At 70.9% G+C, this 13,895-nt stretch carries 9 protein-coding genes; 1 reads left to right on the forward strand and 8 read right to left on the reverse strand.

Annotation, left to right across the window (positions count from 1 at the left end):
• Positions 1–122: 122 nt before the first annotated feature.
• The 4 genes from EDF48_RS10790 to EDF48_RS10805 form a co-directional block, all read right to left on the reverse strand.
• Positions 123–2,267: a 3-hydroxyacyl-CoA dehydrogenase NAD-binding domain-containing protein gene (locus EDF48_RS10790; protein ID WP_131879926.1), complete on the reverse strand. Its 2,145-nt coding sequence runs from the start codon at positions 2,265–2,267 to the stop codon at positions 123–125.
• A complete protein-coding gene (locus EDF48_RS10795) occupies positions 2,264–3,484 on the reverse strand; it encodes a thiolase family protein (RefSeq protein WP_123292696.1) in 1,221 nt (406 codons plus the stop codon). Before EDF48_RS10795 ends, EDF48_RS10790 begins: the two co-directional genes overlap by 4 nt.
• Before the next feature lie 127 nt (positions 3,485–3,611).
• The gene (locus EDF48_RS10800; protein ID WP_123938445.1) at positions 3,612–4,793 is read right to left on the reverse strand and encodes an HRDC domain-containing protein; all 1,182 of its coding nucleotides are present in this window, start codon (positions 4,791–4,793) and stop codon (positions 3,612–3,614) included.
• A gap of 71 nt (positions 4,794–4,864) precedes the next feature.
• Entirely contained in the window at positions 4,865–5,446 is a 582-nt protein-coding gene (locus EDF48_RS10805; RefSeq protein WP_123938166.1) for a DUF3000 domain-containing protein, read from the reverse strand.
• A gap of 23 nt (positions 5,447–5,469) precedes the next feature.
• Between EDF48_RS10805 and EDF48_RS10810 the strand changes: the two genes are divergently transcribed.
• Entirely contained in the window at positions 5,470–6,693 is a 1,224-nt protein-coding gene (locus tag EDF48_RS10810) for an alpha/beta fold hydrolase (RefSeq protein ID WP_165918834.1), read from the forward strand.
• A gap of 128 nt (positions 6,694–6,821) precedes the next feature.
• Here the strand turns inward: EDF48_RS10810 and EDF48_RS10815 are convergent, their stop codons facing one another.
• From EDF48_RS10815 to EDF48_RS10830, 4 genes are all read right to left on the reverse strand, one after another.
• Positions 6,822–7,181 carry a hypothetical protein gene (locus EDF48_RS10815; protein WP_123938164.1) on the reverse strand — a complete coding sequence of 120 codons (360 nt, stop codon included), beginning with the start codon at positions 7,179–7,181 and terminating at the stop codon, positions 6,822–6,824.
• A 199-nt stretch (positions 7,182–7,380) separates the two neighbouring features.
• Complete coding sequence (locus EDF48_RS10820) at positions 7,381–7,830, reverse strand: hypothetical protein (protein WP_123938163.1); 450 nt, start codon at positions 7,828–7,830, stop codon at positions 7,381–7,383.
• Between the two features lie 274 nt (positions 7,831–8,104).
• Positions 8,105–8,524: a DUF6188 family protein gene (locus EDF48_RS10825; protein ID WP_123938162.1), complete on the reverse strand. Its 420-nt coding sequence runs from the start codon at positions 8,522–8,524 to the stop codon at positions 8,105–8,107.
• A complete protein-coding gene (locus EDF48_RS10830) occupies positions 8,512–13,887 on the reverse strand; it encodes a DUF6531 domain-containing protein (protein WP_131879928.1) in 5,376 nt (1,791 codons plus the stop codon). The genes EDF48_RS10825 and EDF48_RS10830 overlap by 13 nt, the downstream gene beginning before the upstream one ends.
• Positions 13,888–13,895 lie beyond the last annotated feature (8 nt).

Raw genomic sequence — 13,895 nt, forward strand, 5'->3', positions numbered from 1 at the left:
CCCCCCCCCCCCCCCCCCCCCCCCCCCCCCCCCCCCCCCCCCCCCCCCCCCCCCCCCCCCCCCCCCCCCCCCCCCCCCCCCCCCCCCCCCCCCCGGGGGGGGGGGGGGGGGACTCGCGCCGGCTACCGGGAAACCGGGCCGACGATCAGTGGGTCGTGGAAGCTCCCACCGAACACGCGCTCGGACGCACCACTGCGGTCGAGGTAGGGGCTGATCCCACCGGCCTGGAACGGGTAGCCCGCGCCGAGGATCAGGCCGAGGTCGATCTCCTCGACGTGCTGGACGACCTCGTCCTCGAGCATGCGGTGCAGCTCGTCGGCGAGGGCGTCCTCGAAGCGCTGCTGCATCGCGGCGGCGTCGACCGGCTTCGCGTCCTTCTTCGACGGCGCGACGAGCTTGACGGCGGCGGGGTCGTACCCGGTCGCGTTGCCCTTCTTGTCGCGGGTCAGGATCTTCCCGTGCTCGGCGATCTTCTTCAGCCCGTCACCGGGGTAGAAGCGCTCCGGCCAAGCGGCGTGGTGCGAGTCGAGCACGTGCGCACCCACCGGCAGACCGACGAGCTCGAGCAGTTCGAACGGCGACATCGGCAGTCCGAGCGGCGCGGCACCGGCCGCCACGACGTCGAACGAGGTGCCCTGCTCGACGCCGCGCATCGCCTCACCGAGGACCCGTGCGAGCACCCGGTTGACGACGAAGCCCGGCTGGTCGGCCGTGATGATCGCCGTCTTCTTGAGGGTCTTCGCGACGGCGAGTGCCGTGACGAGCGTCTCGTCGGAGGTGTCGGCAGTGCGGACGACCTCGAGCAAGGGCATCACGGCGACCGGGTTGAAGAAGTGGAACCCGACCAGGCGCGACGGGTCGGACAGCACCGAGCCCATCTCGGAGACGGACAACGACGAGGTGTTGGTGGCGAGGATGGCGTCCGGCGCGATGACCTGCTCGATCTTCCGGAAGACCTCTTGCTTGACGCTCATCTCCTCGAAGACGGCCTCGATCACCCAGTCGGCGTCGGCGAAGGCGTCGTACGACACCGACCCGCTGACGAGTGCGGTGATGCGGTTCGCGTCGTCGGGGGAGATCCGCCCCTTCTCGAGCAGCTTGCCGACCTCACCGCGGATCCGCTCCACACCGGCGTCGACGCGGGACTGGTCGACATCCGTGATCACGACGGGGACGCCGAGTCGTCGGGCGAAGAGCAGCGCGAACTGCGATGCCATGAGACCAGCACCGAGGACGCCGACCTTCGTGATCTTCTTCGGCTCGACACCCTCCGGAGCACCGACGGGCTTCTTCGCACGCTTCTGCACCAGGTCGAACGCGTACATCGACGCGGCGAACTGGTCACCGGAGAGCAGGTCGGCGAGGGCGTCGTCCTCGTCGGCGAACCGTTCGTCCAGGGAGCCGCCGCGAGCGGCGGCGACGAGGTCGAGCGCGCGGAACGGCGACTTCGGCACCGTCCCGATCTTCGACGCGACCTGCCCACGGGCGACCTTGACGACCGTGCCCCAGGCAGCCTTCTCGAGCATGCCCGGTTCGCCCGGCCGCTTGACCGACACGCGACCGGCAATGACGCCGTCGGCCCACGCGACGGCTGACGGCAGGAACGTCACCGACGGGATCAGCGCGTCGCCGATGCCGATCTCGACCGCGGCCGCTCCGTCCATCAGGCGGTTGTTCTTGAGGGGGTTCTCCACGATGACCCGCAGCGCGCGCTCCGGACCGATCAGACGGGGGAGCAGCGTCGCGCCGCCCCAGCCCGGGATGATGCCGAGGAAGACCTCGGGCAGGCCGATGCCCTGCGCCGCGGACGAGAACACCCGGTAGGTGCAGTGCAGTCCGATCTCGAGCCCGCCGCCGAGGGCGATGCCGTTGATGAACGCGAACGACGGCACGCCGAGGTCGGACAGCTTGCGGAGGGTGGCGTGGCCGAGGGCCGCGAGGTCGTGCGCCACGTCCCGCGACGGCACGGACGCTGCCTGCGACAGGTCGGCACCGGCAGCGAAGCAGTACTCCTTGCCGGTGATCGCGACGCCCTGGATCGTGCCGGCCGTCGCCTCGGTCTTCAGGGTGTCGAGCACACCGGAGAGTTCGCGCAGCGTCCGCGGCCCGAGGGTGCTCGGACGCTTGTAGTCCTTGCCGTTGTCGAGCGTGATGAGCGCCAGGGTACCACCGGAGGGCATCGTGACGTGCTTGACGAACGAGTGCGTGACGACCTCGTCCTCGCTGAGTTCGGACAGACGGTCGGTGTCGACGGTGGTCATGCTCATGCCCCCTTCCGAGCCGAACGTGCTGCGGACTTGCTGAAGCCGGGGTTCTCCCAGATGACGGTGCCGCCCTGGCCGAGTCCGATGCACATCGTGGTGATGCCGTACTGGACGTCCGGACGCTCGGCGAACTGCGCGGCGAGCTGGTTCATCAGGCGGACACCGCTCGATGCCAGCGGGTGGCCGACGGCGATCGCGCCGCCCCACGCGTTGACGTTCGTGGAGTCCTGCGCGATGCCGTAGTTGTCGAGGAACGCGAGCACCTGCACCGCGAACGCCTCGTTGATCTCGAACAGGCCGATGTCGTCGATCGACAGGCCGGCCTTCGACAGCGCCTTGTCGGTGGCGGGGACCGGGCCGACGCCCATGACCTCGGGCTCGACGCCGGCGAAGGCGAACGAGACCATGCGCATCTTCGTGGGCAGGCCGTGCTCCTTGGCGCCCTCGGCCGAGGCGAGCAAGCTCATGGTCGCGCCGTCGTTGAGGCCGGCGGCGTTGCCGGCGGTGACCCGTCCGTGCGGGCGGAACGGCGTCTTCAGCGCGGCCAGCGCCTCGAGCGTCGTGCCCGGACGCGGCGGCTCGTCGGTGCTGATGACGTCCCACCCGTCGCCCTTGTTCACCTCGACCGGGATGACGTCGGGCTGCAGCTTGCCGGCGGCCCACGCCGCGGCGTAGCGCTGCTGGGACTGGACGGCGTAGGCGTCCGTGCGGTCCTTCGTGATCGCCGGGAAGCGGTCGTGCAGGCGCTCGGCGGTGGACCCCATCACCAGCGCGTCGCTCGACACCATGCGTTCCGCGATGAACCGCGGGTTCGGGTCCGAGTTGAAGCCCATCGGGTGGCGTCCCATGTGCTCGACGCCACCGGCGATCGCGATGTCCGCGGCACCGAAGGCGATGGCACCCGCGAGCGTCGTGACGCTCGTCATGGCACCGGCGCACATGCGGTCGATCGCGTACCCGGGGACCGACTTCGGCAGGCCGGCCAACATGCCGACGGTGCGGCCGAGGGTCAGCCCCTGGTCACCCTGCTGCGTGGTCGCCGCGACGGCGACGTCGTCCACCGCTGCGGTGTCGAGCGAGGCGTTCCGGTCGAGCAGTCCGCGCATCGCGTGCACCGCGAGGTCGTCGGACCGGGTCTTCCAGAACACCCCCTTCTCGCCGGCTCGTCCGAACGGTGTCCGAACTCCGTCCACGAACACGACGTCTGATGCCTTTGGCAATCCGGGCCTCCCAGATCCTCATCGATCGGGCCGGAACGCTGGTCGCTCCGGCCGGCCGGGCCTCGCCCGGCGACGCTCCCGACGCTATGCCCCCAGGCTGGGCGGCCGCATGCCGGTTGGGCGGTTCCTACGACTCGACGTCATCCGTCGGCGCGGGCTGCTGTGCAGCAGCGACAAAGGCCGACGCGATGATCGAGGAGAGTTCCTCCACCTGCCAGGGGCGGGCCTCGTGTGCGGCGAGGGCGGCCCCGACCAGCTCGGTCGACGGCGGCGACGGCGGTGCCCACGAGACCACACGCAGGGTCTCCGGCGTGAGCAGGTTCTCGAGCGGGATGTCGAGCTCCTCGGACCGCTTCGTCACCGCGGCCCGTGCGGCCTTGTACCGGCGGTCGGCCGCGGGGTTGCGGTCGGCCCAGGCGCGGGGCGGCGGGAGCGTCGCTTCACCGGATCCGCGGAGCTTCGGCAGGTCCTCGGTCGTCAGGCCTTCGTCGACCGCGGCCCACCAGCGATCGAGCTCGGAACGGCTGGCGCGACCCGTGAAGGCCTTCAGGCCGCCGAGTTCGGCGCGCGACGACGGTGCGGCGGCTGCCGCTGCGACGATAGCGGCGTCGGGGATCGTGCGCCCCGGAGCGATGTCGGCGGCGCGGGCGTACTCGTCACGGGCGACCCAGAGCGACCGGGCGATCGCCAGGGCGCGGGCGCCACGGAGCGCGTGCATGCCGGACAGCCGGCGCCACGGCTCGGCACGGACGGGCTTCGGGGCGCGGTGCAGCACCGCGTCGAACTCCTCTTCCGCGATCCGGGACTTGCCGGCCTCGTCGAGCTTCGCGGCGAGGGCGTCACGCAGGTCGGGCAGGAGTTCGACGTCGAGCGACGCGTACACGAGCCACGACTGCGGCAACGGCCGGGTCGACCAGTCCGCTGCCGAGTGCGCCTTGGCGAGCGTGATCCCGAGCAGCTGCTCGACGACGGCGCCGAGACCGACGCGGGGGAACCCGGCGATGCGGGCTCCGAGTTCGGTGTCGAAGATGCGGGTCGGGACGAGACCCACCTCCTGCAGGCAGGGCAGGTCCTGCGAGGCGGCGTGGAACAGCCACTCCTCGTCGACGATGGCCGCCTGCAGTTCGGAGAAGTCGCCGATCGGGATCGGGTCGAACAGGAACGCACCGGCACCGCGACGGAACACCTGGATCAGGTAGGCGCGCTGCGAGTAGCGGTAGCCGCTGGCGCGCTCGGCGTCGACGGCGACGGGCCCGTGACCGGCGGCGATCGCCGCGACGGCGTCGAGGTAGTCGTCGCGCGAGTCGATGACCTTGACGGCCTCGTGCGAGTCCTCGAACGCGGGGTCCGGTGCACCGGGGGTCGAACTGGCGGGGTCGGTCACTTGGCGAGCCTCCTCGGGGCCAGCAGGGTCACGCCGTCCGAGGCAGGAGGCAGACCGGCGAGCATGGCGACGATGTCCTGCCATGCCTGGACGTGTGCGGTGAGGTCGTCGCCGCGGGGCGTCCACGACGCGCGGAGTTCCAGCTGGGCGCCGTCGCCCTGTGCGGCGAGGTCGCCGTACCCGCGCGAGATGATCTTGGTGGCCGTGCCCGAAGCGTGGTCGTACTCGGCACCGTGCGTCTCGAGCGCGTCGACGAGCCAGCTCCACGTGACGTCGGCGACGAACTCGTCGACACCGATCTCGGGTTCGAGTGGTGCTTGCGCGAACGAGACCACCCGGAACGCGCCGCCCCAGCCCTCGGGTTCTTCGGGGTCGTACAGGGCGATGAACCGTCCGGTGCCGAGGTCCGACTCGACGCCGTGCGCGGTGCCGGACACGTCCGCCGCCAGGGCGATCGAGAACGGTGCGATCCGCGTGGGCGAGGGGATCTCGGTGACGGTGGTCTCGGAGCGGCTGCTGCCGGAGGACACGAACGCGCGGAGCCGCGCGAAGGCGTCGGGCTCTCGGGTTTCGGACACACATGCAGACTAGGCTCCGGGCCATGTCCCGATCCGCGCGACCCGCCGAGGACGCCGTCCAGGAGACCGCACGATCGGCCGGCTTCATCGCCCTCGGTGCCGGTCTGGCCGCCGCCGCGGTGGGGACGGCCGTCATCGGTGGCTTCGTCGCCGCCGTCGCCCGCGCCGTCGTCACCCCGGACCGCAAGCGCACCGAACGCGTCCCGATCCACGCCGTCGACCCGGTCCGGATGACGGTGACCATCGAGCGGACCGCCGACACCGAGCTGCAGGGTCGCTACTCGCTCTGGTTCGGCGCCGGCACCGGGCACATGCGCGTCGGCGAGGTCCTCGGCACCACCGAGACCACGGTCACGCGCCGCATCATCGCGATCGACGCCGGCGACCCGACCGCTGCACGCCGCGGTCGCTGGGGCGGCTGGTTCTACCTGACCCCCGGCGAGCTCGACGTGCCCGTCGAGGACATCGACATCCCCACCCCGAACGGCCCCGCACCGGCCTGGGTCGTCCGTGCCGACGACCCGGACGCCCCGTGGGCCGTCCTGGTGCACGGCCGCGGTGTCACCCGCGCCGAGACCATCCGCGCCGTCCCCGTCTTCCGCGCCGCCGGCTACTCGGTCGTGCTCGCCTCGTGGCGGAACGACGGCGTCGCACCACCGAGCGTCGACGGCCGCTACGGCCTCGGCAGCACCGAGTGGGAGGACATCGACTCCGTCCTCCGGTGGCTCAGTGCGCAGAACGCGCAGAGCGTCGTGCTCATGGGCTGGTCGATGGGCGGTGCCGTCGTGCTGCAGACCCTGTTGCGCTCACGCTTCGCCGGACTCGTCGACGGCGTGGTGCTCGAGTCGCCCGTGGTCGACTGGCACGCGGTGCTCAAGTCCCAGAGTCAGTTGATGGGGTTGCCGCGGCCGGTTCGCGAGGTCGCTCAGCGTCTGCTCCGCACCCCGGTGCTGCACCGGCTCGCCGGCCTGCAGCAGCCGGTCGACCTGCGCGAGCTCGACATGGTCACCCGGTCCGCCGAGCTGACGGTGCCGATCCTCCTGCTGCACAGCGACGACGACGGGTTCGTGCCGTCCTCGGCCTCGCACGACCTCGCACGCGCCCGACCCGACCTGGTACGGCTCGAGGTGCAGACCACGGCCCGGCACACCAAGCTCTGGAACCACGACGCCGACTGGTTCGACGCCCGCATCCTCGCGTGGCTCACCGAGGTGGTCCAGCGTCGCGGGGCGGCCAGCGCGCGGTAGACGCAGGGACAGACGGACGGGAGGCCCGTGGCGGATCCGCCACGGGCCTCCCGTCTGCCCTTGCGTCCGTTCGGTCGCATAGTGAGCAGAAATGGTCGGATCACCGTCGCGCACTCGACCCTTTCTGCTCACGAAGCGGCCGGTGTGGCACTCGTTCCGTTCGTCGTCTGCTGGCGAGGCCCGACCTCCTCGAGACGAGTCGCCGGTCGGCCGGGCTGCGCTGGGCCGTGCGTCCGGTCGAAGGCATCGCTCATCGTCGTGAGCGGCGGTCGGACCGTCACGGTCCATTCGCCGCTGTCGAACGCGTCGATGCGGACGACCAGGTTCGTCTCGTCGGTCAGGTCCGTGCCAGGGAGGTACCCGAGGAACTCGCCGTCGATGAGCTGCCAGATGCTGTCGGCGATGTCCGTCGCCTCGGCTTGGTTGAGGATGAGCCCTGGGTCCTCCGCCGTGTTGACACGGCGTTCGAGGGGGAGCGCCTCGACCAAATGGTCAGGGGACGTGACGGCGGACAGCGTCGTGAGGACCCAGACGAGCTCGGTTGAATCGAGGCCTGGTGTCTCGCGCCCTGGCGTTTCGAGCCCTAGTGTTTCGAGCCCGCGAAGAACTGCACGAGGTCGGGTAACGCGACGTGATCAGCGGGGATCGTGTGCGTGACCATCCCCAGGTCGCTCGGCACTGTCGTGGTCATCCGTTCTCCTCGGTCGTTCCTGTCTGGGGCGAGAGCCCGCCGACGCTCATGGCGGCGAGGACGTCGATCCTGCCGGGCGTGAACGCGGTGATCGCGACCGCGGCGTCAGCCTGCACGGTGCAGAACCCCGGCTGCTCGCTACCGAGCGGCACAAGCGCACGTGCGAACCCGTCGAGTCCACGGACGTCGAAGCCCTTCTCGGCGGCCATCGTGTACTTCGTCAGGAACGTCCGTGCCGTCGACAGCGCGCCCTGCTCGAAGATGCGGACCCGCTCCTCGGACCGACACTGCGATGCCACCTCGAGCGCCAGTTCCACCCCCGGGGCGTTCGACACACGGAGGCGCGCGCACAGCTCCTCGACGGTGATGTGGACGAGACCGACGAATCGGTCGATCGCCGTGGCCGCCACGAGCGTTCGATCCGTCGCGAAGAGCACCACGGTCACCAGTTCATCGCCGTGCTCGACCTGACAGATCAGGACGTCCTCCTCCCCGAGGGCTTCGAGTGGGTCGATGAACGGTACGAGGTTCGGCTCCTGCTTCGAGTAGGTCCGCCGGATGGAGCTCCACAGTCGAATCGTTGGTGACCGCTCGGAGATGGCCGATCGAGATGTCCGGGGGTGCGTCCGTCACCGTCGGATCTCCGCCGACGATGGGTTGTGTCGGTTCCGGACCTCGTCTGGTCGAGGCATCTGGCTGCGCGGCCATCCTCAGCTCAGCTCAACCGCGCTCGATCGGAGTGCCGTCACCAGGTATCGAGATGAACAGGTTGCCACCTCCGAGAGCGGTCGCTCTGACCGGTGGCGTCTCAGGGCCGGAGTAATGCCACGATTCGTAATCGTCGTCCGGTTCTGCTCGAAGAGTCGTTCCCGATGAGAATGTGATTTCGAGCGCACTTTCGTCGATCCGAGCTCCCGTGACGTTCTGTGTGTGGAGATGGAGAGCGGGGAGCAGGGAATCCTTGTCTTCCGGATCCACCGAGACCGTCACACCATCCGTATCCCTGATCGCGAAGGTGGTCTCGAACGAGACCATGCTCCGGTTCGAGAACGCGAGGGTGAGCCTGAAGTCGATCCAGATGAGGTCGACAGTCTCGCCGACGAGTGCGAGGTGAACGTCATTTGCGGTCAGTTCGGCCATCCGAGGTACTCTCCCTGGTGCTCACTGGGAACATGGCTGTCCGGCTTTGAGCCGGGCTTCCCCGTTCGGGGATCGAGCCATTGCCCGTAGTCGTTGCTGTAACGGCTGTAGCCGTTCGGATACCGTTCGGTGGGTTCCATCACCCGGATCATGTTGGCATCGTCGTGCATGCCCGGGTTCGCTGCAGAAGCAGGATCTTGCGCAACGAGCCCTCGGTTGGTCCGAGCCGGTCCGATGTCCCAACCAGCAGGGATGTCGTAGGCCGTCCCCTGTGGCGTCACGACGAACGTCTTCCCGCTCGACGGGAGGACGTTGACAGGCGGGGTCGGCGCGAGGTCGTCCAACTTGTTCACCGCGGTCGGCAGGTGCACCTTCGACATCGTGCCGCCGGTGGCCGCCGACGTCGCGGCACCTTCGGCCGCGTTCCGGAGCAGACCACCCGGGGTCACCGGCTGGCCACTCACCGCGTAGTTCGCGACGTTCTCGACCGCTCCTTCTGCCGCGTTCCCGAGCAGGTGTTTCCCGATCAGGGCTCCGGCACCACCGCCGACGGCACCGAAGGCCCCGCTGACGGCCACCTGGCCCCAGTTCACCTCGCCGGTGGTGGCCTTCTGGATGATGGTGTCGGCACCGGCGCTGATGAGCATCGCGCCGACCGGACCGCCGACACCGGTGGCGACGAGCACACCGCCCGCAACGACCATCGCGCCGCCGGCGACGTACTCCCAGTTGTCCGCGAACCAGTCACCGGTGGCCGCGGCGGCCCGGGCGAGCGGACCCTGTTCGGCCGCCGCGTAGGCCTCCAGTTCCGCGTCGGTAACGGGCGCGAGACCGAGCGGGTCGATGGCGTGCAGCGGATCGTTGCCGGCGAACGAGTAGGGGTTGCCCGCCCAGGCTGCTCCGGCGGGCGCGGTGACCGGGTCGATGGACAGGAAGCCGCGCGACGACGAGTCGTAGGCGCGGGCACCCATCCACTCCAAGCCGGCGACCTGCAGCGAACCGTCGGCGCCGAGGGCGATCCCGCCGGGCAGGCCGGAGCCGCCGAGGTCGAGGAGCGTCTGCCACGGGTCGGCGTCGTCGGCTGCTCTCGTGGTGCGCCGACCGCTGGTTGCCCACCCGTCGCCCACCCCCGTGAGACCACCGGGAGCGCGGACGACCGGGGTGTCGCCGACAGCGAGGAGCGTCGGCGCGAACGCGGCGGTGTCCCAGTCGATCGGGACGCCGTCGACATCGGCGAGTTCACCGAGGGCGTCGACGTGCAGGTCGGTCGTGGTGCTGCCCGCCGCGGTGGTCTCCGCCACCCCGGTGAGGTGACCCTGCGGGGCCCAGCGGTACGTGGTCGCGACGCCGTCCGTTCGGACCGTCTGGATCCGTCGACCTGCGCCGTCGTAGGCGTACTCCGCCTCGGGCGCCCCGTCCGGAGCGTCGACCCTGGTCAGCTGTCCGGCGGCGTCGTACGAGAACCGTCGGGCCCCGGAGTCCGTTCGTTCCTCGACCAGGCGACCTGCTGCGTCGTAGACCCAGCCCGTGCGACTGCCGTCCTGGACGGACGCCACCAGCTGCGCGGCATCGTCGTGCTCGTAGGTGGTGCTCCCGCCGGGTCCGTCGACCCGGGTGATGCGCCCGTCGGCGTCGCGCCCGATGGTGCTGAGGTGCGTGCCGTCCGAGTCGATGCGCGCGTGCCGGACGACGTGTCCGTTCGCGTACTCCCAGGTCTGCAACTGATCGCCGGCGCGGGCCTGCAGGAGCTGGCCTGCCGGGTCGTGTTCGTACCGGACCTCGCCGAAGACCGAGTGCTCGACCCGGACGACCCGTCCGGTGGCGTCGTGCGTGTACCGGGTCGTGGACCCGTCGGGGGACTGCACCGAGGTGCGGAGCCCGTCGGCATCGTTGGTCCACCGCGTTTCCCGGGCGCCGGTCGAGCGTCGGACGAGCTGCCCCAGCCGGCTGAACTCGAGGACGTGGGCAGTGGGGGAGTCCGGACGGGTCTCATCGGTGATCGTCACCGTGCGGGCGCGGGCATCGCGGTCGATGCGGCCGATCAGACGGTCGCCGGCGTACTGCGCGGATTCCCGACCGGCTGCGTCGTACTCCCACCGCAGCACGGTGCCGTCCGGGTCGGTCTGGGTGAGCTGTCGTCCGGCGGGGTCGTAGGTCGCCGTCGTCGTGCGCCCGAGCTGATCGGTGGACGAGGCCACGTTGTCGAGCTGCGTGTACGTCCGGACGGTCACGCCACCCAGCGGATCGACGGTGCGGACGAGGCGTCCACGCTGGTCGTGCTCGTAGCGGGTGGTGCCGCCGAGCCCGTTCACCGCAGCGACGAGCTGTCCTGCGGCGTCGTACCGGAAGGTCCGCTGGCCGAAGCGGGTGTCCCGCGCCGAGACCACGCGACCGACCCGGTCGTACCGGTACCGGACGGTGCCGACCCCGGGGACGTCGGCGTGGACGACCCGGCCCTGGCGGTCGTACTCGGTGCGTGCGACCTCGCCGGTCGGCAGGGTGCGCGCGACGACCCGCGAATCGGCGTCGTAGGTCAGCGTGGTGCGTGCGCCGGCGGGATCGATCGCGGAGACCGGTCGGCCGCACGCGTCGTACTCGTACCGGGTGGTGCGGCCCGCCGGGGTGGTGACGGCGACGACGCGTCCGGCGAGGTCACGTTCGATGCGGGCGAGGCCACCGTTCGCGTCGACGAGCTCGACCGGGCGGCCGCACGCGTCGTACGTCGTCAGCTCAGCAGAGGAATCCGCGTGCTCGAGCCGGGTCGGACGCCCGAACTCGTCGGTCGTCACGGACACGGCGTCGAAGGCGTCGCGGACCGTGGAGACGCCGTCCGCGCGCGAGCGCCCGACCTCAGTGCGGACACCGGTCGGGTCGACGGTGGCGCCGAGGGCTCCGACCGCGTCGTACTCCCGCTCCCAGGTGCCACCGGCCGGGTCGACCACGGCTTCGAGCCGGGAGAGCGCGTCGTGCACGAACGCCCACTCGGCACCGTCGGGCAGGGTCATCGTCGACACGTTGCCGAACGCGTCGAAGTCCTTCGCGACGACGCGACCGAGGGGGTCCGTGGTGGAGACGACCTCGCCGTGTGGACCGTAGGTGACTTCCGTGCGGGCACCGGTCGGGTCGATCGTCGCCGTGACCCGACCGCCGTCGCCGTGCTCGAACCGCCACAGTCCCCCGTCCGGGTCCTCGCGCGCGGTAAGCAGCCCGGCGGCGTCGTAGCGGTACCGGGTCCGGTTGCCGAGCGGCGTGACGGCCTCGACGATCCTGCCTCCGGCGTCGCGCATCAGACGTGCGGTGTCGCCGACGGCGTTCTCGACGCCGACGAGCTCACCGGACGCGTCGTGGTGGAACGTGACGACGACGCCCGTCGGATCGGTGGTGCGGACGAGCACGCCGTCCCGCCACTCGAGCAGCGTGCGACCGCCGACAGGGTCGATGACGACGGACGGGTTCCGGTCGTCGCCCGTGTACCCGTACTCGACGACCCCACCGTTCGCGGTGACCACCGTGGTCATGCGGTCCTGCTCGTCGTACCCGAAGGTCAGATCGGCGCCCTCCGGCGTCACGGTCCGGACCCGACGCCCGCGGTCGTCGTACCCGTGGACGGTCACCTGACCATCGCGCTCGGTCACCGAGACGAGGTTGCCGTGCGGGTCGTACGACATCGACTGGCGCTGCCCGTCGGTGTCGATGATCCCGACGACGCGGCCCTTCCGGTCGGCGATCCAGGTGTTCGCGTGGACCCCGTCGATGTCGGAGACCGAGGTGACCCGACCCGGCAGGTACGAGAACCGGACCCGTCGACCGAACGGTGTGCGCTGCTCGACGACCCGGCCGCGGTCGTCGTAGGTGTTCTCGCACTCGACGACTCCCGTCGCAGCGGTCACCCGGTCGATCAGGCCGTCCGCGTTCCAGCGGTACCGGCGACTGCCGACGGCGTCGGTCGCCCGGACCAGCCGGCGGCCCTCGTCGTAGTGGTACTCGACGCGGCGCCCGTCCGACGCCGTCGCGGACGCCACCCGGTCGCCGCTGTACTCGATGTCGACGAACCGCCCGAACACGTGCGCGAGCCGCGTGATCCGATCGTGCTCGTCGCGTCGCACGGTCACGGCGGTGCCCGCTCCACGCGCACTGCTCAGCCACAGTCCGGACGGCGTGAACGCCCACCGGCCGCCGGCGTTGTCCCGCACGACGAGCGAGTCCTGCTCGGCCCGGAGCCACAGGTCCTCGCCGACGCCGCGGCTCCACCCGTCCCCCTGCCGTGGGAAGTCGACCTGCCGGCCGTCGTCCAGCACGACCGAGGCGGCCTCGTCGCTGACCTCGAGCCGGATGTCGAGGATGGAGGACCACCCGAGTCCGAACACCCCGACGCGGCCGTCGAGTGAGTTGTACATGCGGGTGAGCCGGAGCGACGCGGCCTGCCCCGCGAAGGACAGGTCGGTCTCGGGCTCGAGGAAGTTGCCGGTGGCCGTGTTGACCGGGTCGTCGGCGAACCCGTTGGTCGGGGGCGTCCCCATCGCCGAGAACGGCCCGATGGTGAAGTCGTCGCGACCTGCGTCGATCCCCGCCGAGGACAGCGCGGCCGCGATCGCCGCGTCCGACAGCGTCGCAGGCCCGGCACCGCCACCGGCGGCCTCGAACTGCGCTGCGACGGTGCCCGCCCAGTCGGCGTCCTTCCCGTTCGCCGTGAGCCAGTCGTTCACCGCGGTCAGCAGCGACTGGGCGTTCAGGGTGCCCCAGCACGGGTTGCACTCGGCCTCGTAGTCGCTCAGGGCGTTCCGGAACGTCGAGACGGCGCCGGACAGATCGGCGTCGAGCGTCCGGGTGGTCGCCTCGAAGGAGCGGAGGTCCGCGGGGACGGCGGACGACGTCCCACCGCTGGTCCCGCCGCCCGCCGGGAACTCCCGCCCCGTGACGCTGACCTCGTCCGCCTGCAGTCGTGGCTCCGGCTCGGGCTCCGGAGGCTTCGGGTCGTCGCCCCCGCCGAACCACGTCGAGACCTCGTGCCCGGCGGCGACGAGGAAGTTCTCCTCGCGTTCACGCTTGCGGGCGTCCCACGCCTTCGCCTGCTTCCGCCGGTCGTCCTCGTCCTTCGCGGCGTCGCGCAGCTGCTGCACGAACCCCGACAGGCTCTGCAGCGACTCGACGAGCTTCGTCGCGCTGCGCGAGGCGATGTCGGCGTTGTCCGCGAAGACCTCGGAGAAGTAGCCCCGGAACTCCGCACGCGCAGTCGTCACCGATGACGACCGCGACCCGGACTGGCCGTCGATCGACGACGCGAGCGCCGTCGAAGCCGACTTGAGTGCATCCGCCGCGCTGTACGAGTAGCCGGTCGGATCGTTCCCGTGGATCTTCGCCATCGTCATTC

This window comes from Curtobacterium sp. PhB191 (assembly GCF_004346515.1).
Taxonomy (GTDB): Bacteria; Actinomycetota; Actinomycetes; order Actinomycetales; family Microbacteriaceae; genus Curtobacterium.

Coding starts and splice junctions, on each gene's coding strand:
- EDF48_RS10790 (WP_131879926.1), bottom strand. CDS start 2,267: ATGAGCATGACCACCGTCGACACCGACCGTCTGTCCGAACTCAGCGAG.
- EDF48_RS10810 (WP_165918834.1), top strand. CDS start 5,470: ATGTCCCGATCCGCGCGACCCGCCGAGGACGCCGTCCAGGAGACCGCA.
- EDF48_RS10825 (WP_123938162.1), bottom strand. CDS start 8,524: ATGGCCGAACTGACCGCAAATGACGTTCACCTCGCACTCGTCGGCGAG.
- EDF48_RS10830 (WP_131879928.1), bottom strand. CDS start 13,887: ATGGCGAAGATCCACGGGAACGATCCGACCGGCTACTCGTACAGCGCG.